This window comes from Bacillus sp. FSL R9-9492, from assembly GCF_038007365.1.
Lineage (GTDB): Bacteria > Bacillota > Bacilli > Bacillales > Bacillaceae_G > Bacillus_A > Bacillus_A mycoides.
The window spans coordinates 2274798-2293823 of sequence record NZ_JBBOXC010000001.1; the positions used below are offsets into that span (position 1 = coordinate 2274798).

Genomic DNA, 19026 nt, shown 5'->3' on the forward strand with positions numbered 1-19026 from the left:
GCGTATTTATGTATAACGTAGATACGCATTTTAAGAACGTTTATTATTTTCATACTTATACACTTTATTTTAAAAATAAACATTTGAATAGCGGATAGAATCTAAATTGTATATATTAAAAAAGTTTTCTGATATACATTGACAATGTATGTAATATACATTAATCTTTAATTGTTAATGATAATCGATTTCATCTAGGGAGGACATATGGTACATAGTAAAAAAATATTTATGTTCTGCATTATGATACTTATGGTAATAATTGCAGGGTGTAGCAAAGAAGAGAAAAAAGAAAATGATACATCGGCTAAAGCAAAAGATTCGTATACTGTAAAGCATGCAATGGGTGAAACAACAGTAAATGGTACACCTAAAAAAGTAGTTGTTTTAACAAATGAGGGTGCGGAGGCGCTTTTAGCTGTCGGAGTAACACCAGTTGGAACTACAAAACCACGTGCTGGTGATGAATGGTATCCTCATTTAGCGAAAGATTTAAAAGATACGAAAGTTGTAGGTACTGAGCGTGATATTAATTTAGAGGCAGTTATGAAGCTTAAGCCAGATTTAATTATCGGGAATAAAATGCGTCATGAAAAAATATATGAGCAATTGAACGAAATAGCGCCAACTGTGTACGCTGAAACATTGCGCGGGGATTGGAAAGAAAACTTTACACTCTATACAAAAGCTGTAAATAAAGAAAAAGAAGGGCAAAAGGCTCTTGAAGATTATAAAAAACGTATTGAAGGAATGAAAGAGAAGTTAGGAGATAAATTGAATTCTAAAGTTTCTATTATTCGCTTCGTACCAGGTGACGTTCGTATTTATCAGAAAAACTCATTCTCAGGTGCTGTTTTAAATGATATTGGATTTAAGCGACCACCACTACAAGATAAAGATGAGTTTGCGATAAAAGGAATTACAAAAGAGCAAATTCCGAATATGGATGGGGACTACATATTCTACTTCACATCTGATAAAGATGCAGATAAGAATAACGAAGGAACCACGTTAGCAAAAGAATGGACAGAAGACCCACTCTTTAAGCAGCTGCAGGCTTCTAAAGACAATAAAGTATTCCAAGTGGATGAAGTAATTTGGAATACAGCAGGCGGTATTAAAGCTGCAAACTTAATGCTAGATGATATTGAAAAATATTTTTTGAAATAAATGAATGGTTGAGTGCATCACTTTAAATAGGTGATGTACTTTTTTTGTTTAGTTAAATACAGAAAATTCCTTCTTTTAAGTGTGGATAAGTTGTACAATAAAACCAATCATGGAATAAAGGAGTGGAAAGGAATGAAAGCTACTCATAAAGATTGGATTTTGTTTAACGGAAGAATTGTGAATACGAAGGAAGAACAGCCGATGGTCCCATTAGAGGAGAGGGGCTTTCAATTTGGTGATGGCATATATGAAGTATTTAGGCTATACGATGGGAAGCCTCATTTATTAGACTTACATTTGGAACGCTTTTTTAAATCTATGAGGGAAATAAATATTGTTCCGCCGTTTACAAAGGAAGAGTTAGTTGAAGAACTTCATCAAATGATTGAAAGAAATCAATTTCAAGAGGATGGGAATGTGTATCTTCAAATATCACGTGGAGCTCAAGCTCGAAATCATGTGTATGAAAAAGATTTACAGCCAACATATTTTGCGAATATTGTTTTGTTTCCAAGACCTACCGCTACTATGGAACAAGGAATAAAGGTTACTGTAGAAGAGGATATACGCTGGAAGTTCTGTCATATAAAATCTTTAAACCTTCTACCTAATATCATGATTAAAAATAAAATAAACGAGCAAGGGTATCAAGAAGCGATATTAGTACGAGATGGAGTTGTAACAGAAGGGTGTCATTCGAATTTCTTTATGGTGAAAAATAATAAATTAATTACACATCCGGCCGATAATTTCATTCTACACGGCATTACTCGTCACTACGTTATTACATTAGCGAAAGTTTTACATATTGAAGTAGAAGAGCGTGAATTCTCATTGCAAGAAGTATACGAGGCTGACGAATGTTTCTTTACAGCGACACCACTTGAAATATTCCCTGTTGTTCAAATTGGTGATGAGAAGTTTGGGAGCGGCGAAAGAGGAACAATTACGAAAAAACTACAAGCTGCATATGAAGAAAGTATTAGTTTGTTTAAAGTGACAAATTAATAATGAGGAAAAAAGCTGGTATTCCCCCAGCTTTTTTTCATGATATAATTCAACCATAGGACAAGTTTTGAAAACGCTGTAAAAAGGGGATTTAATATATGAATTATGAAGATTTTAAAGAAGTAATTCACGGTAGACGAAGTGTTAGAAAGTTTACAGAACAAGAAGTATCCACTAGTGATATAAAAGAAATTATTGATTGTGCTCGTTATGCACCGAGTGATACGAACTCACAAACGTGGGAGTTCTTGGTCATTATGAACCGAGAGAAAATTAAAGAAATTGAACAAATGACATGGGATGCATTACATAAACTTGCAGCAAAAGCAGCAGAAAATGGAGAAGAGAAAGCAGGGAAATTACTTACACGTTCTTTCGGTCCATATGCGACAGCTTTCTCTGAGGCGCCAGTATTAATCGTATGTTTGGCAACACCATATGAATCAAAGTTTCGTGAAAAGATATTTGATCCAATTGCCTTCGTTCCTGATTCAATATGGGAAGAGGAAGGAATTAAGAGTAGCTGTTTAGCAGCACAAAACTTAATGCTGGCTGCACATGCGAGAGGACTGGGGACCTGTCCAATGACAGGACCTGTATTATTAGCTCAAGATGAACTGCGACAATATTTACAAATTGAGCCTCAAAAACAAATTAATATGGTAATTTCACTCGGGTTTCCGAAAGATAAGCCGAAGAAACTTTCTCGAAAAGAAGTTGATGAGATTACAACATTTATTTTCTAAATGTTATGTAGAAAAGACATTGAAATGATTAAAATTAGGTAATAAGTTATAGGATAGTTAGTCTATTATGTAGGCTGATTATCCTTTTGTATTTCCGTTTATAGCGTTGTAATGATGAGAATCAAAAAAATATATACGTTATACATCAAATCATAAAATGTTAGTTCGTAATTCGATATTCTCGGGATTTATTTTCTTCATTGTAAAGTGCATAATAGTCATGGGCAAGTTTTCTATATTACGGCTATTGATACGTATGTGAATGTGCGTTAATTTAACGAAAAGGGCCACCTATTATAGGCGGCCTTTTTCGTGCTGTATGTAACATCATTTAATTGTTATATTTTTCGGTTTTCAATTTTGTGTGTTCATTTAACCAAATATCTATTAGATTTCTTAATGTAATAGTTTCTATTTCAAGAGGGATTTCGATTTCATCCTCATCATACTTATTAAATATAACAGTTTTATCTTTTCGAACATCTGCCCCAAAAATATTCGCACTTATTTTTTCATAATCACTTTTTTCATTTAAAACTTTATCTACAGTTTCTGCGATCCAATCACCGAATTCAGATACCTCTACATTTAAAAAAGCTTCTAAAATATCGAATTCCTTTGGCAGTCTAATAACTAAACTTCCTGTACTAAGTAACTCAAATTTGTAATCCATATTATTTTCTCCCTTAAAAATTAAATTATCGACCTTGTCTTGGAAATGCAGAAATAATTTTACCATTACCATCTAAAAACAAACGAATAGGTAGGCCGTCTATCCCTACTCCATCATAGATATTAGTATTACCACCCATGTGAATTTTATTGCTGTATGCCTCGTTTATATTGTCTACGATTTGTTGTGGATGCCAATCTTTAGGGAAAAAGGTAGAATAGCCACCATTCGCCGCCTTAGGAATCCCATTCACTTCCACTTGGGCTTTGTATGCCCCATAATCATTAATTCTACGATCTGTGCCGGGAATTATTCTTCCGTGAGTATTCTCTAAAAACTCTGAGTGGTACCCCATTGCTTCGCCTCTCCGGTTTATTTCCCCTTCAAGGATATGTTTAAGTGAGTTTGACCGGGAATTCTCAGTTTCTTGTAAACTAGATATGATTTCGCTAGTAGAGAGTGATGAAGTATGATTTTCATTAACAGGATTATTTCTGCTAGAACCAGACTCGTCTTTAGCAAACTGATGAGTCGATAGTTTTTCTTCAGCTTTTCTAAAATCAGGTGTATCAAATGCAGAGCGTATATTATTTCCGCCAGCTAAAGCAAACTCATTGTGATTACGATTGAATAAGGACGCAGCGTCTTGCAAGCTTTGATTAGCGGTTCGTGAAATCTCAGATAATTTTGCGCCAGGTTTCAACATTGCGATTTTATCCACGCCTTTTGTTCCTACGAATAGTTGTCCAACAGCCAATATAGTATGACCAGTCGCGCTTCCATACCATTCTGCACTACTATACGAGTTACCATTGGTAACATCACGATTCCAAGAATCAGAAATTGTTTGTTTTATCGCATTGAACGTATCGACTGGGTGAGAAACGGCTTCAATCGTGTTATTAAATGTGTCAATCGGATGGATAACTGCATCTGCAAGTCCTAATAATTCATCACCTATAGCGTCGCCTATTCCCTTTTTAAAGTGATAAGGGACACCTAATCCAGCTTTTTCAAAAGTAGATTCAATTTCATCATCTATAGCGTCTTTTATTTTATTCACATCTTTATACGCTGCATCGATACCATGTTTAAATTTATCATATAAAGAATCATCTGAATTTTTTACTTTACTAAGATCTTCATAAGTTTCTTTGAGACCATGCCAAACTTTGTCACGTAAAGATTCATCTTTTTTCTCACTATTTAACGGACCACACATTGCTCCTTCTTCAAGATTTTCGTCATATGAAGCATCTGCAGTACGGAATTTTTCGGCAATTCGTTTCAAATCCTCTTCCACTTTTATAATCGAATTGATAGATGTAAAAGCTTTTGGTCTTGCATCATTGAACATTTGAATGAATTGTTGATTAGAGGCACCAATCCATTGAAAACACAAATGATCTATTTCATTACATAGATTATTATGTATAGATTCTAATGCGATTCTGGTATTATTTGCACGATTAGCAACTTCTTCTAGCATTTCAGGTGTTACTTTGATTTGAACCATTTTTTTCCTCCCTTTCCCCAATTAAAATTATGAGGTAAAAAGAAAAAATGTAAATACGGAAACTTTAGATTAGTATAATAATATTTATGTGAAATAAGATCTGTTTAATTGTAAATAAAGCCTATGTGTATGTAAAGTAACAATAAGAGCCACAATTGTAGCCGTTTTTTTATTTTACATCAATAATATTGATAAATTTCAATTTCATATTATTATAAAATGCATCCGTTGTAGCGTTATGCGGTGGGCTTTTCATTATGGTTGGTAGCCAGGAACGGGGATTCTCTCTTATTTCAAGGGCAGGGATTGGTTATATTGTAGTTCAAATGATTCCGTTGTTCATGAGATTACTTGCTGAGATCGCTAAAGCTATATAACATTAACGCATGATGAATATTGTGTTGTTTTCCCCTGAAACTGTAGGGATTAAAGTCGAAATATTAACACAATTAAATAGAGTTTAATGATATCTTAATAATAGAGAAAAGATAAGATATTGGAGGGTCGAAGGGTTATGGAGTCTAATTGGGTAAAGACTATAGAATTAATAGCTATGTGTATGGGAGGAGCAATAGTAGTTTTAGGGGGTATATATTTTATCGGTATTGCGACAATATCCCCAGCATTAGTCACAGGTATTTCTATAGCCGGATTTTGTTTAACGTTGAGTGATTCTATAATTAAAATGGATATTGGGCACAAGAAATTTATAAAAAGTGAATCAACTCAAATATTATTAGTGGGAATCATGCATTTTATTGCTGTTTCCGGAATTATATTATTTCCTAATTCTGCTTTTATTTATATTGGTAAGGAAAATCTGGATTTTATAAGTACATTTGCTAGTGTAACTGCATTAGGTTTCGTTATTTGGGCAAATGGGAATAATAACAGAAAAGAAGTTATAAATGAAGTGATTAAACAAAATCAATTACTAATAGATAATCAAGACAATATCAAGGAACTAAAGAGGGATTTTCTTAAGGTGAAAAAAGAATTAAAACAAACAAAAGTACAGTTATTACAGAGTCAAAAAGAAGTCGAAAAGGTTCTGTTGCAAAGTTAGAAAAAATATAGAGAGGTCTACAGATTGGAAATAGACTTTAAGCAATCGCTACTAATTGCTGTAGTTCTTTGTACACTGAAAAGACGGAGTCTGATTCAAGACTTCGTCTTTGTTTATATATGGCCTGAATCGTTTCAATCCCTTTTATGGTTCGTGAAGCATGACGAAGATTTTGGAATCCTGCGGATTTGGCAAAACGTCTCTTTACATGCCTATGATCCTGTTCAATCAGGTTATTGAGATATTTAAAGGTACAATGTTTTGTACGTACATAAAAGCCGTTCTTCTTCAGTTTTTTAAACGCACAAAGCAAGGCCGGAGCTTTGTCTGTAGTGAGAACTGTTGGTTCTCCAAAATGTTTTACTAATCTTTTCATAAAGGCATAGGCAGCCTGATGATCCCGTTTTTTATGAAGTTGAATATCCAACGTGTTTCCATCTTTATCAATTGCACGATAGAGATAATGCCATTCTCCCTTAACTTTGATATACGTCTCATCCAAATGCCAAGATAAGCGTGCAGATTTATTTTTTACTTTCCAAATTTGATAGATGAGATTTCCATATTCATGAACCCATCGCATGATGGTTGTTGGATGAATTGAAATACCACGTTCTTTCAGGATTTCAGATACATCGCGATAACTTAAAGAAAAACGGCAGTAGTAGCCGACAGCTACTAAAATGATATCTCTCTTGAATTGTTTTCCTTTAAAGTACCTCATGTCTGATTCTCCTATATCCTGTTTTCTAGAGTGTAGCTTCATGTAGGAAACTTTGCAACAGAACGAAATTTTGTACTAACTTGTAACAAAATGCTCATTTTTTCGTTTTGAGGTATTTGCATTTCTTAGCTTGATGGTGATGGGGTAGCACCATCAAAACCCGAATTTCGCACGCTAAGGATATCCAGTATAAAAAATCCCAATCTCTCAGTTATATACATAAGAAATTGGGATTTAATTATTTAGCAACTGCACTCAACTGTTAAATAATATCTATTTATTCATACGCTTTACAAACCTATAACCTGTTATCTCGTAACCAAGGAATTTATATAGTTCGTGTGCCTTTATCCTCTTTTCACTTTTTCCACTTAGAAGATAAATAAAATCAGAACCTTTTTTCAAAGACCATTCTTCCACATATTTAATCAATGCTTTCGCAATACCTTGACCGCGATATTCTTTCTTTGTAACTAGCGATGTTATTTGAATCTTTTCATCATTGTTTGTGTACGTTGTATGAATTGTTATTCCTATCATCCCTACTAAGTTATTATCATTTATTGCAACAAAGGTGTAATAATTTGGATTGGATTCGATACGTTTCATTCTTACTTTCATTTCATCTAATGAACTAGGGTAACCTAAATCTGGCATTAAATCTGTAAATTGTTTGATGTCATCAGAATTATATTTTCTTATCTTCACTAAGGATCCCCCACATTTTTTTCTCCGATTATATCACATTTAATATTTACAATATTTATCTTAACGTACAGAATCCGCGTTATGTTGGTGCTATCCCAATAAAAAAGGTGTGGACATATTGTACATGTATAATATGTCCACACCTTTGGTTTTATTGTCTTTGAGGTACATTACCTTAAACAATGTCTTTTTATTTTGAATGGATATTTCTTTAGTGAATTGGGCTAAAATGATGAATAGAGTGGAATTACTATTTATTTCTTAAAAAAAATTAATGTTCTTAAAATAAAAGTATGGTACAGTAATCGTGAGCAAGCTAATATTTGTTCATGAAAGTGTTAAAAACTAGTTTTAAAATCAAGAAGTTATTTTTGTATAATAAATTATAATGAAATAACAGGGGGAATGAATTTTGAAGAAATTCATAATCGCTGGATTGTCTGTATTGTTATTAGTAGGCTGTGGTACTCCAAAGGAAAAAGAGGATGCACAGTCAAACCAGGAAGAACAAGTTGTAAATGCAAGTGATGAGAATATGGTCGTATTTCCTGAAGGAGCAGTGCCAATCGGAGAAGGGAAAGTAAAAGTAACTACTCCAGATGGTACTTCTGAAAATGGCAATATACCAACTGTATTCATAAAAAAGGATACTTTAATTCAGCAAGTCGAATTAGAACTTTCCAATTTTCAAAACGATAAAGAAACATTTGTATTTGTAGATCAAATATTTGCAGATAAACATCAAGTAACTAGTACAACACAGACAACAGTACAATTAAAAGAAAAGACGCTTGAGACAGGTAGTCATACGATTACCGCAGCTCAGTTTGAAAACAATGATCCAAAAGGAAAAGTCATTAGCTTGAATCAAGCGACGTTTGAAACGAAACCTGCGTCTTAATATGGAAAAAAGTACATTACTCAAAAGTAGTGTACTTTTTAGTTTGGATTGAATTATGTCATTGAGAATAATTTGTTTCACTTTCTAGTACGAATGAATAGAAAGAACTTATTCTTTACTATCATGTAAGAGGAAGGAATTGAAAGTTTGAAACGAGTTATTCGTATTTTCTTATTTATTATAATGTTTTCGGTCATTTGGTTTACTTTACAAGAGGCGGTTGAAGTTACGCTCAATTATCACATTCATGACTTGTTAATTGGAGCTGTATGTTTTGTCATTGTGTATCGGTTTTATCCCGCCTTAACGGACAATAAGAACCCCACTTGAAAATTCGGCACATGCGAGGAAGTTAGGTGGGAGATCAACTTGCCCGTAAAAGCCCGATTGGTGAAGGATAATACCGCCCTATGATTAAAGTTACGCTTTATGATAAACTCGGATTAAGGTAAGTATTGAGTTGGAAATGTAGGGATTTCATTTGAAATGTCGAATAGTACATACGATGTCGTAATAACAAATTTTCTATTGTTTACTGTGAAACAGAAGAAGGAGAGATTGTAGTTATGAAAAGAGCTCTTATAAATATTGATTATACATATGATTTTGTAGCTGAAAAAGGTGCTTTAACATGCGGGAAACCAGGTCAAGAAATTGAGAAGGAACTTGTAAGTGTAACGAAACAATTTATTGAAAAAGGTGATTACGTAGTATTTGCGATCGATAAACATGAAGACAATGATGTATATCATCCAGAAGCGAAATTGTTTCCACCTCATAATATAGCAGGTACAAATGGAAGAGACTTATTTGGTGAATTACAAGATGTATGCGAGAAATATAAAAATGCAGAGAATGTATACTATATGGACAAAACACGTTACAGTGCTTTTGCAGGAACGGATCTAGAAATGAAGCTAAGAGAAAGAGGAATAGAGGAAGTGCATCTTGTAGGTGTATGTACAGATATTTGCGTCCTTCATACAGCAGTAGATGCTTATAACAAAGGGTTTCAAATTGTGGTTTATGAAAAAGCAGTAGCATCTTTTAATGCGCAAGGGCATGAATATGCACTTGGACATTTTAAATCTTGTTTAAATGCAGAAGTGAAGTAAAAAAAGAGGCCTTCGAATGGTCTTATCCCTGTCAAGTAGACAGTATTAAAAAGACTAAGCAGCCATCGAGATTCGATATTCTATCGGAGCTCGATGGTTGAGTCGTTTTTGGAACCGTTTATAGTTATAAAAGTAAATATATTCTTCAATTGCTTGTATTAAATCTTCTTCTGTTTTAAAATGATTCAAATACAACATCTCCGATTTAAAATGGGAGAAAAATGACTCGATACAGGCATTATCATGGCAGTTTCCTTTGCGAGAGTGGCTGCCAATGATACCTAAATCTAAAAGTCGTTTGTTGTAGGCATGAGATGTGTACTGGAATCCCTGATCTGAATGGAGAATGGTTCCACGCACATCTCTTTTTTGTGCCAACATTTCAATTGTATCTAATACAAGTTCATTATCATTGCGCTTGGATATTTTCCAAGAAACAACTTCGTTATTATAAATATCTTGGACAACAGAAAGATACCGAAATCCCTCTTGGAATCGTAGGTACGTAATATCTGTAACAAGTGCTTCATTTTGTTGACGATCTTTAAATTCACGGTTTAAAACATTCGGAAAAACATTGGAATAGTTCCCTTTAAAGAAGCGACGCTTCTTTCGAATAATAGATTGAATGTTGAGCTCGCTCATTAAGCGATATACTTTTTTATGATTTATAAAATATCCTTCTTCCTGTAAAGCGATTTTCATACGTGGATAACCATATTCCTTGTGCTTTACATGAATAGATTGTATTACTTTTTTTAATCGTTTTTCGGATGCTAGTCGCATGTTTTTCATGCCTTTTGTATGAATCCACTTATAGTAACTTGAACGATGTACACCAGCAAATTTCGTAAGCCACCTAACTGGATATTTCCCCTTTAATGATTCAATGATATGATATCTCTCTTTATATTTTAGTACGCCTCCATTTACAGATTTGGATATTGCTTTTTTAAATATTCAACCTGAGCCTTATAGTAGTCGCGTTCCTCTTCAACGGTATTGAAATGAACACGTTTGCCTTTTAGAGGATTTGGTATCCCTTTCATTCCACTGTTTTTTCCACGTGTATCTGTAATTTCACCACATTCTTTATATTTTTTCACCCAATTTTTAAGTTGAGTAGAACTTCTAAGCTGATATTTTTCCTTTATCGTATTGTAACTTCCTTCTCCGTTTAAATAACTTTGAACAGCTGATAACTTTAATTCTTCTGAATATATATTAAAAGTTAAGCCTTTTTTAGTCATGAAAAATCCCCTCCAAGTAATAGTGTAACATCCATGTATGTACATGGTCTTTTTACACTGTCTACCTAAAGGGGATAATATCACGAAAAGGCCTCTTTTTTACATTTATATAGAAACGACTTGTTTTTGAATTAACTTTTTAATGAACGGACTAATCTTTTCTGGTAGTCGGTTTAAATCGAAAAATTGTACATGCAATGATTCAACTCCATCTGCTTTTAACAAGCCACATGTAAATTCTGTAATATTTATCCTTGTTCATTGAAAACAGCTACTCCAGCTAAATTGAGTGGTCTTGATCCAATAACTTCTCTTAGTTCTTCGATATAGCCCATTGTTAGTAACCTTCGCGAGTCAAAATATTTTCAAATGAACTATTCGGTGTCATGTGAATGTTTTCCTGTTATTAAGATGAGTAGTGCAGTCTTAAAATAAAGTCATTTAAAAAATTTTCAATTGTCAGCTCCCTTTAGATAATGAAAAAGGTTATATTTATAGAAGAATGTATAACAAGTTTGAAGGGAACCAAAAAGTAATACAATAAATCAGTTTTGCATGAAATTTTCATTAGTAAGGAAGTGGATGGATGAGTTTATTAACGTATACTGAGGAGTTTTTTAATTATGTAAGGGAATTTTTACTTTTAAGATTTTTACTATTTGCTTTAGTTCTTATCATTATTTCTTTTGTCATAAACCGCATTATTGATTGGTTTTTTAAAAAATCAAGCTTTTTTGATGAAGAGGTAGAGCAGACGATTCAAAGTGTTATTCGATCTATTTTTAGATATATCATTATCATCAGTCTGATCATATATTTAATTAGTCAATTTGTAGATATAAAAAGTATTATTGCAGGTGCAGGGATAGCGGGAGTCGTCATCGGTTTTGCTGCACAACAGATGCTAAAAGATGTCATATTAGGCTTCGCAAGATTAGCGGACAAAGAGTTTCGAGTTGGCGATTTTGTAACTTTTAACGGAACAAATTCAGGAACTATTGAGGAAATTAGTATTCGTTTTATGCAAATTCGTGAATGGTCAGGGAAACTCCTTACCATACCACACGGAGAGATTAGAACGATACAAAATTTTAATAAAGGATGGATGCGAGTTATTGAACGCATCACGGTAAGTTATCAGGAAGATCCTACAAGAGTTAAAGAATTGTTAGAAGAAGTATGTGTTATTTGTAATGAAAAATTGGAGCAAAATCTTTATAGAGTAGATGATGAAGCTGTTGAGCCATTTAAATATGTTGGAGTTACAGACTTAAATCCTAACCTTAAATATGTTGGATATGAATTTTGTATTACAGGTTTGATTAAACCGGAAGATTATTTTGAAACTTCTAGACAAGTAAGATTTGAATTAATGTCTATGTTCCATAAAAATCAAGTGCAAATGCCAGCAGCGAATATGTTCGTTAACACTGAAAGTTTACAGCATATTCATGGGGGACAATCTTTATCAGACAGTTAAAGAAAATTAGCTAATTTCTGTTTTTATTTAGGATTTGGATTTGAATGAACTGTATGGGATATCTCCTGAAAAAGAGTTGAAGGAATTCAGCTCTTTTTTGTTTGTAGTATTTAGAAATTTCTTAATGTTATAATGGTAGTTGGTGATGAGAATGAACATAGATGAAAAAGAGATGCATCGTTTAGAAGCATTAAAAAAAATTGCTGAGTTACTGAATGAAGCGACAAACTTAAAGGAAATGTTAGGAAAAGTGTTACATACATTATTACAAGTTATGAATTTACAAACAGGGTGGATATTCTTTATTGATGAAAGTGGAAAGCATCGTATGCTTGTAGACCAAAACTTACCCCCAGCTCTTACGTGGCAGGAAAAGAAGCCGATGTGTGAAGGAGATTGTTGGTGTGTAGAACGTTTTGTGAATGGAAGATTGGAAAAAGCGACAAATATTATTGAATGTAAACGAATAGAGGATGCGATTGAATGTAATTGGGGCGAGACAGAAGATGTTACACATCATGCGACAATCCCGCTAAGATCTGGATCAGAGAAATTTGGTCTATTAAATGTAGCCTCGCCTCATAAAACACATTTTTCTGAGGAGGAGTTAGCGTTATTAGAAGCGATTGCATTTCAAATTGGAACGACAATACAACGTATTCAATTAGTTGAGAAAGAACGAAAATATGTAGTTGTAGCTGAAAGGAATCGATTGGCTCGTGATTTACATGATTCTGTTAAACAATTGTTATTTTCAATTATGCTAACAGCGAAAGGGACTCTAAATATGACGAAGGATAGAGACTTGCAAGAGATGTTAAGTTATATTGGAGAATTATCACAGGAAGCATTACAAGAGATGACACTTTTGATTTGGCAATTAAGGCCTGAAGGATTAGAGAAAGGTTTAGCAGAAGCGATTCAAAATTACGGAAAACTGTTAGGGATTCAAGTGGAAGTTCGAATTGATGGAATGGTTTTAATTGAAGATGAAATAGAAGAAGTTTTATGGCGTATAAGCCAAGAGGCATTACATAATTGTAAAAAACATGCCTCATGTGAAAAAGTATGTGTTCATTTAAGGATAGAAAATAATAAGTTGCATTTTTACATAGAAGATAACGGAATAGGATTTATACAGGATCAAGTAAGAGAGTCAGCACTTGGCTTGAAAAGCATGAAAGAACGAATTGAATTAATGAGGGGAATTTTCCGAATAAAAGCAGAACCGGAAAAGGGGACAAAGATAGAAATTCAATTACCGGTTTGAGAGGGAGAACGTCAGTGAAAATTAAATTATTACTTGTAGAAGATCATCATATCGTGCGAAGGGGACTCGTATTCTTTTTGAAGACGAGAGAAGAATTTGAAATTATTGGGGAAGCAGCAAATGGTGAAGAAGCATTAACATTCGTTCAAACAGAAAGGCCAGATGTAGTATTAATGGATTTATCAATGCCGAAAATGGATGGTATTGAAGCGACAAAACGTATAAAACAATACGATGAGACAATAAAAATTCTTATGCTCAGTAGTTTTTCAGAACAAGATTACGTTTTACCAGCATTAGAAGCTGGGGCAGATGGTTATCAATTAAAAGAAGTGCAGCCAGATCAACTTGTTGCGTCAATCGTTGCGGTATATCAAGGAAACGCAAATTTTCACCCGAAAGTAACACCAGCACTATTAGGACGATCAGCAGTCAAGAAAGAAAAAGAGAATCCTTTTTCTATGTTAACTAAAAGGGAGCAAGAAGTACTTCGTGAAATTGCGAAAGGAAGAAGCAATAAGGAGATTGCAGCAGAACTTCATATTACAGAACAAACTGTGAAAACACACGTTTCTAACGTATTGGCTAAATTGGAAGTAGATGATCGTACACAAGCTGCCTTATACGCAGTAAAGCATGGTGAAAACTAGAAATAAGTATGAATAATTGTGTCATATGCTACGGAAGAATACATATGAGAAATTAAAATGTATAGAGATGCCGAATAAAGGTTTTTCTTCTTTCAATAATTAGGTACAATAAAGTGAAACTTTAATCAGTGGGGGGGCCATCCCCACTGATTATTAGTTGAACCAATCGGGTTTTTACGGGCAGTTGATCTCCCACCTAACTCCCTTGCATTCATCGAATTTTGAGGTGGGAGTCTTACTGCCCGTTAATACGGGATAAAGCTACTATGGAAGGGGAAGATACGCTATGCCTGGTACAAAAAGTGGGATTGGAAAGATTCAGGCTTCGTTAAATGGTTTATCACCGAAATTACGAAGTATTGCCGAACATATTTTGAAACATCCACAAGATGTTGTACATAAATCGATTACGGAATTAGCGGAAGTTACGAATAGTTCCGAAGCAACGATATTCCGCTTATGCAAACACTTAGGTTTTCAAGGGTTCCAAGACTTGAAAATTACATTAGCTCGTGAGATTGTACATACCCCGATGCAAAATATTCATGAGGAAGTATCGGTAGAAGATAATATTGTCACTGTTGCTAAAAAAGTTTTTCATTCACATATTACAGGACTGCAAGATACATTACATTTGTTAAACGATAACGCGTTGGAACAGGCAGTAAGTGCGCTGAATGAAGCGAAACGAATTGAGTTTTATGGAAATGGTGGTTCAGGTATTATTGCGATGGATGCTTATCATAAGTTTATGAGAACAGGTATTTCTTGTATTGCTCATACGGATTCACATTTTCAAATTATGGGAGCGGGCTTGCTGACAAAAAAAGCAGTGGTCATTGCAATTTCTCATTCGGGCAGTAATAAAGGTTTACTTGAAGCGTTAGAAGTAGCGAAAGCAAGAGGGGCCAAAATTATTGCGATTACGAGCTATCAAAAATCGGCATTAAGCCAACTTGCTCATATAACATTATATACTTCGACGCGTGAGACGGAATTTCGTACAGAAGCAAGTTCGTCACGATTAGCGCAGCTTAGTTTATTAGATACTTTGTATGTGGGATTGTCATTGCAGCGACAAGAGGAAACACTACAAAATTTACAAAGTATACGTGAAACTATTTCGATGAAGCGAATATAAAAAGCTCTTCAAATGAAGAGCTTTTTATATTGGCGAGTAGTCTGTTGATATACCCTCTAGATCTACTTGTTCTAAGTGTCTATAGAAATATGCCAATTACCTATAATAATAATCTCTCATCTTTTAGACCCTTCATTTTTTAAACCTCGATATTTTGCATATGAAATTTAACAAGTAGCTTGATACATCAAAATACGTATTGGGTAATAATTCAAATATTGTTCAATATTTTACAATAAGCTTATGAAATTCCATGTTATGATGAACCTGTAATGATGATTGAACACTTAAATTTGGTACAATAATTAGCCAAAATAGTGAGGACAGTAGTTGTGAGATAAACTCATTAAAACTCTAAAACACTAAAGGGGAGATCACATATGAAAGCAGTAGTAGTTAATAAAAACAGCAAAGCAAATATTGAAGTTATTGAAAAAGAATTACGTCCGTTACACTCGGGTGAAGCGTTAGTAGATGTAGAGTATTGTGGAGTTTGCCACACTGATTTACACGTTGCGAATCATGATTTTGGAAACACCGATGGCCGCATCCTTGGTCATGAGGGTGTAGGTATTGTTACTAAAATTGCTGATGATGTTACTTCACTAAAGATAGGTGACCGTGTAAGTATTGCATGGATGTTCCAATCTTGTGGACGTTGTGAATATTGCGTAACGGGGAGAGAAACATTCTGCCGTGAAGTAAAAAATGCTGGTTATTCAGTAGATGGTGGTATGGCTGAACAATGTATTGTTACAGCTGATTATGCGGTGAAGGTACCAGAAGGATTAGATCCTGCTCAAGCATCATCAATTACATGTGCGGGCGTAACTACATATAAAGCTATAAAAGTATCAGACATTAAACCTGGTCAACCTATCGTAATCTATGGTTGTGGTGGATTAGGTAACCTAGCTATTCAATATGCTAAAAATGTATTTGGTGCAAAGGTAATTGCAGTAGATATCAATGACGACAAATTAGCCTTAGCAAAAGAAGTTGGTGCTGATATGACTATCAATCCGATTTCTCAAGGTCCTGCTGATAAAATTGTTCAAGAGGAGTTTGATGGTGCTTATGCTGCTGTAGTAACAGCAGTTTCTAAAGTAGCATTCAACTCAGCAGTTGATGCAGTACGTGCTTGCGGTAAAGTAGTTGCGGTAGGTTTACCAGTAGAAACTATGGATTTAAACATTCCACGACTTGTATTAGACGGAATTGAAGTAGTTGGTTCTCTAGTTGGTACTCGTAAGGATCTGGAGGAGGCATTTATGTTCGGCGCAGAAGGAAAAGTAGTGCCGGTTGTTCAAACGTGTTCTCTAGATAAAGTACAAAATGTATTCGAAGAAATGGAACAAGGTAGAATTCAAGGGCGTATGGTAATCAATTTTAAACAGCATAATTGTGAGTGTAAATAATTCATTTTAAATATAAAAAGCATGAGTCTAGCAAAGGACATTTAAAAAAGTTAGACGGCATAAAAAAGATGATCCCTCGTATTCAATAGAGATCATCTTTTTTATATTCTACTAATATCAATGCCAATTAATACTTGATTGATGAGACATGATTAAAGGTTCACTTTATCTACAAACGAAAAAGAATCTTTACTTTTAACAAATTTTTTATGATTTGGAACGGTTTGAATTGCTACAACTTGCGAATCGCTTGCTTTCAGTGCATCTTGAATCCCGATTGTCATAAGCTTAATAAATAGAATCGTAATAAAGAATGAAACGAGAGTATACAAAATAATCCACCATGAAATATTCATTTCATAACGATTTAATCCAATAAGGCCTGCCCAATCATTCGATAGAGAAACAGGTTTGAGTACTCCGTCATAGAGTTCACGCATTTGTATCCCACCAATTACAATATCAAGCAACGCTAAATGGATAACGAGTATGAGTGTTTGGACGATATGTTCCATAAATAACACAAATAAGCGATCAAGTAATAAGACTCGTAAGTGTTTTTTGATAATATGAAAACGGCTAGCACCCAGTAATTGTGAACTTAAAATGTAATCTCGTTTCATAAATTCATCAACCTCTGAGGAGATATATAAAGAAAGTGTAGGTAGAGCGACGAAAATAAGTACGAGAACTTGATAAAACGCAAATGAAATATTTGGATCTAATCTATCAGCATTTGATATGATTACAATATTAACGGGCGTGATGAGTATAAATGCGATAAATAAAGTAGGAATATAGTAAAAAACTTCTGAGCATGCCTGGAAAAATCTCTTGAATCTTGGAGCGTATAAACTTAAGAGGATTCCTATACATGTTCCGAATAAAATTCGAAAGAAGCTAATTGCCACGGCTAATAAAATGGTGAATTTTGCTCCTTCTACAATTTGTAAGAAAACAGACTCTCCAAAACGATCAGATCCAAAAGGCGGCATTAACGATGGCGAAAAGGGGGCCTTTCCAAGTAATTCGTTATTGTCATTGTAAAGTAACTGAGGAGGTTTTGGGATGTTATCTTTAAAGAACCAACTATAAATAAAACTAGCTGAAACAAGTATGAATAGATAAGTAAAGCCGATTAAAAATCGTTTTGATTTCCAAATAGATTTCATAATGCTGCTCCTTTCAATTGCTTTTTCCATCTATTCATCATGAATGAGATTATTTGAAAAATGGCATAAAACGGTAAAATAACCATAACAAGTATGATAAATGCAGCTGGAGGTGAAATAAACGCCTTCTTAAATAAAAATTGAATAATACCTTCCATATTAAAAACAAATTCTAAAATGAATAAGTTAGAAAGTAAGAAAACAAAAATCGTTTTTAAATGATGAAAGAAGTGGATAGATATATTTTTGAATAAATGAATGCATAGTATATAACTTGATGAAAGTCCTTTTCCATATGCAACCTCTACGTAATGTTTTTCATGTTCTTCTTTTATGTATAACACCATCATCCGAAACATTTGTAATGTAGGTAAGACTGCTAAAGATAAAATAGGGAGTAAATAAGCTCGATTTTCATTAAAAGAAATAATGGTGACAGGAGATTCCCCTAATTTCTGAAGTACCCATATGAAAAATATTTGCAAACAAATCATCATCATCATATCAGGGACAGCTTCTAATATGAACACAATTCGGTTTATCCATTTTTTTATATAATCTTTTGCTAAAAAATAAAAAAATGCCATACTAGATGATAGAAAGAGTGCAAGCAAAAAGGCTATAAATAATACAGTAAATGAATATAGGTAAGGTTCTAAAACAGTTGGAAATAATGGTGTCTTTTTGAAATGACCAAATTTCGGGTCTGATCCCATAACTACTAATGATTCAGGGGAGAAAACCTGTTTTAACATAGTAACGATCTGATTAAAAAAATGAATTGGTTGAAAAGTGAATCCCTGTTGAGTGATAAATAAATAAGGTAAATTTAGTAATAGTAAGAGTGATAAAAGAATTGATGAAAGTTTTATTGTGAATTGAGATATTTTATATAACATTAAATCCCTCCGACATCTTTTTACAACATTATACAATAAAGTTCATATTTTGTTTTGATTTTTCAGAAAAATATAAATACTATTAAATTTTATAGTATGGAACATATATTTACAAGGTA

At 33.7% G+C, this 19026-nt stretch carries 18 protein-coding genes and 2 pseudogenes; 12 read left to right on the forward strand and 8 right to left on the reverse strand.

All coding sequences use genetic code 11. The features are described from left to right. Window positions 1-207: 207 nt before the first annotated feature. The 4 genes and pseudogenes from MKY70_RS11500 to MKY70_RS11515 form a co-directional block, all read left to right on the forward strand. On the forward strand, window positions 208-1170 hold the full coding sequence (locus tag MKY70_RS11500) for an ABC transporter substrate-binding protein (RefSeq protein WP_002127211.1): 963 nt from the start codon (window positions 208-210) through the stop codon (window positions 1168-1170). A gap of 132 nt (window positions 1171-1302) precedes the next feature. Further along, window positions 1303-2178 (forward strand): D-amino-acid transaminase, encoded by an 876-nt coding sequence (gene dat, locus MKY70_RS11505; protein ID WP_088032847.1) that lies wholly within the window; start codon window positions 1303-1305, stop codon window positions 2176-2178. A 98-nt stretch (window positions 2179-2276) separates the two neighbouring features. Next, window positions 2277-2924, forward strand: coding sequence for a nitroreductase family protein (locus MKY70_RS11510; protein ID WP_088032849.1), 648 nt, complete (start codon window positions 2277-2279; stop codon window positions 2922-2924). A 204-nt stretch (window positions 2925-3128) separates the two neighbouring features. Next, window positions 3129-3197 (forward strand): annotated as a pseudogene (locus MKY70_RS11515) (N-acetylmuramoyl-L-alanine amidase); the annotation flags it as partial. A gap of 58 nt (window positions 3198-3255) precedes the next feature. Here the strand turns inward: MKY70_RS11515 and MKY70_RS11520 are convergent. Continuing rightward, the gene (locus MKY70_RS11520; RefSeq protein ID WP_088032852.1) at window positions 3256-3597 is read right to left on the reverse strand and encodes a hypothetical protein; all 342 of its coding nucleotides are present in this window, start codon (window positions 3595-3597) and stop codon (window positions 3256-3258) included. 25 nt (window positions 3598-3622) lie between these two features. After that, window positions 3623-5113: a WXG100 family type VII secretion target gene (locus MKY70_RS11525; RefSeq protein ID WP_341024291.1), complete on the reverse strand. Its 1491-nt coding sequence runs from the start codon at window positions 5111-5113 to the stop codon at window positions 3623-3625. A 514-nt stretch (window positions 5114-5627) separates the two neighbouring features. Between MKY70_RS11525 and MKY70_RS11530 the strand changes: the two genes are divergently transcribed. Further along, window positions 5628-6179, forward strand: coding sequence for a hypothetical protein (locus MKY70_RS11530; RefSeq protein WP_088032854.1), 552 nt, complete (start codon window positions 5628-5630; stop codon window positions 6177-6179). A 37-nt stretch (window positions 6180-6216) separates the two neighbouring features. Here MKY70_RS11530 and MKY70_RS11535 read toward each other — a convergent pair whose 3' ends face one another. Together MKY70_RS11535 and MKY70_RS11540 are read right to left on the reverse strand one after the other, a co-directional pair. Then, window positions 6217-6903 carry an IS6 family transposase gene (locus MKY70_RS11535; RefSeq protein ID WP_341024295.1) on the reverse strand — a complete coding sequence of 229 codons (687 nt, stop codon included), beginning with the start codon at window positions 6901-6903 and terminating at the stop codon, window positions 6217-6219. A 273-nt stretch (window positions 6904-7176) separates the two neighbouring features. Continuing rightward, entirely contained in the window at window positions 7177-7611 is a 435-nt protein-coding gene (locus MKY70_RS11540) for a GNAT family N-acetyltransferase (RefSeq protein WP_080449899.1), read from the reverse strand. Window positions 7612-8023: 412 nt separating this feature from the next. Here MKY70_RS11540 and MKY70_RS11545 point away from each other — a divergent pair, with 412 nt between their 5' ends. Together MKY70_RS11545 and MKY70_RS11555 are read left to right on the forward strand one after the other, a co-directional pair. Beyond that, entirely contained in the window at window positions 8024-8512 is a 489-nt protein-coding gene (locus MKY70_RS11545) for a hypothetical protein (RefSeq protein ID WP_002065200.1), read from the forward strand. Between the two features lie 566 nt (window positions 8513-9078). After that, entirely contained in the window at window positions 9079-9627 is a 549-nt protein-coding gene (locus MKY70_RS11555; RefSeq protein ID WP_002012695.1) for a cysteine hydrolase family protein, read from the forward strand. A gap of 54 nt (window positions 9628-9681) precedes the next feature. Here the strand turns inward: MKY70_RS11555 and MKY70_RS11560 are convergent. Together MKY70_RS11560 and MKY70_RS11565 are read right to left on the reverse strand one after the other, a co-directional pair. Further along, window positions 9682-10877 (reverse strand): IS3 family transposase gene (locus tag MKY70_RS11560; RefSeq protein ID WP_154214651.1). Its coding sequence is split into 2 segments (ribosomal slippage): window positions 9682-10571 and window positions 10571-10877, totalling 1197 coding nucleotides; the frame shifts between segments, so codons are not numbered across the junction. A 105-nt stretch (window positions 10878-10982) separates the two neighbouring features. Next, window positions 10983-11212 (reverse strand): annotated as a pseudogene (locus MKY70_RS11565) (hypothetical protein). Window positions 11213-11463: 251 nt separating this feature from the next. Between MKY70_RS11565 and MKY70_RS11570 the strand changes: the two are divergent. The 5 genes from MKY70_RS11570 to adhP all read left to right on the forward strand — a co-directional run bounded on the left by MKY70_RS11570 (window position 11464) and on the right by adhP (window position 16836). After that, entirely contained in the window at window positions 11464-12357 is an 894-nt protein-coding gene (locus MKY70_RS11570) for a mechanosensitive ion channel family protein (protein WP_016102084.1), read from the forward strand. Between the two features lie 172 nt (window positions 12358-12529). After that, on the forward strand, window positions 12530-13627 hold the full coding sequence (locus MKY70_RS11575; protein WP_341026382.1) for a GAF domain-containing sensor histidine kinase: 1098 nt from the start codon (window positions 12530-12532) through the stop codon (window positions 13625-13627). 14 nt (window positions 13628-13641) lie between these two features. After that, a complete protein-coding gene (locus tag MKY70_RS11580) occupies window positions 13642-14277 on the forward strand; it encodes a response regulator (RefSeq protein ID WP_002031722.1) in 636 nt (211 codons plus the stop codon). Between the two features lie 286 nt (window positions 14278-14563). Beyond that, window positions 14564-15418: a MurR/RpiR family transcriptional regulator gene (locus tag MKY70_RS11585; protein ID WP_002031820.1), complete on the forward strand. Its 855-nt coding sequence runs from the start codon at window positions 14564-14566 to the stop codon at window positions 15416-15418. Between the two features lie 380 nt (window positions 15419-15798). Beyond that, window positions 15799-16836 carry an alcohol dehydrogenase AdhP gene (gene adhP / locus MKY70_RS11590; RefSeq protein ID WP_341024301.1) on the forward strand — a complete coding sequence of 346 codons (1038 nt, stop codon included), beginning with the start codon at window positions 15799-15801 and terminating at the stop codon, window positions 16834-16836. A gap of 152 nt (window positions 16837-16988) precedes the next feature. Here the strand turns inward: adhP and MKY70_RS11595 are convergent, their stop codons facing one another. Both MKY70_RS11595 and MKY70_RS11600 read right to left on the reverse strand, forming a co-directional pair. Further along, the gene (locus MKY70_RS11595) at window positions 16989-18008 is read right to left on the reverse strand and encodes an ABC transporter permease (RefSeq protein WP_341024303.1); all 1020 of its coding nucleotides are present in this window, start codon (window positions 18006-18008) and stop codon (window positions 16989-16991) included. After that, entirely contained in the window at window positions 18005-18907 is a 903-nt protein-coding gene (locus MKY70_RS11600) for an ABC transporter permease subunit (protein ID WP_341024305.1), read from the reverse strand. The genes MKY70_RS11595 and MKY70_RS11600 overlap by 4 nt, the downstream gene beginning before the upstream one ends. Between the last annotated feature and the right edge of the window lie 119 nt (window positions 18908-19026).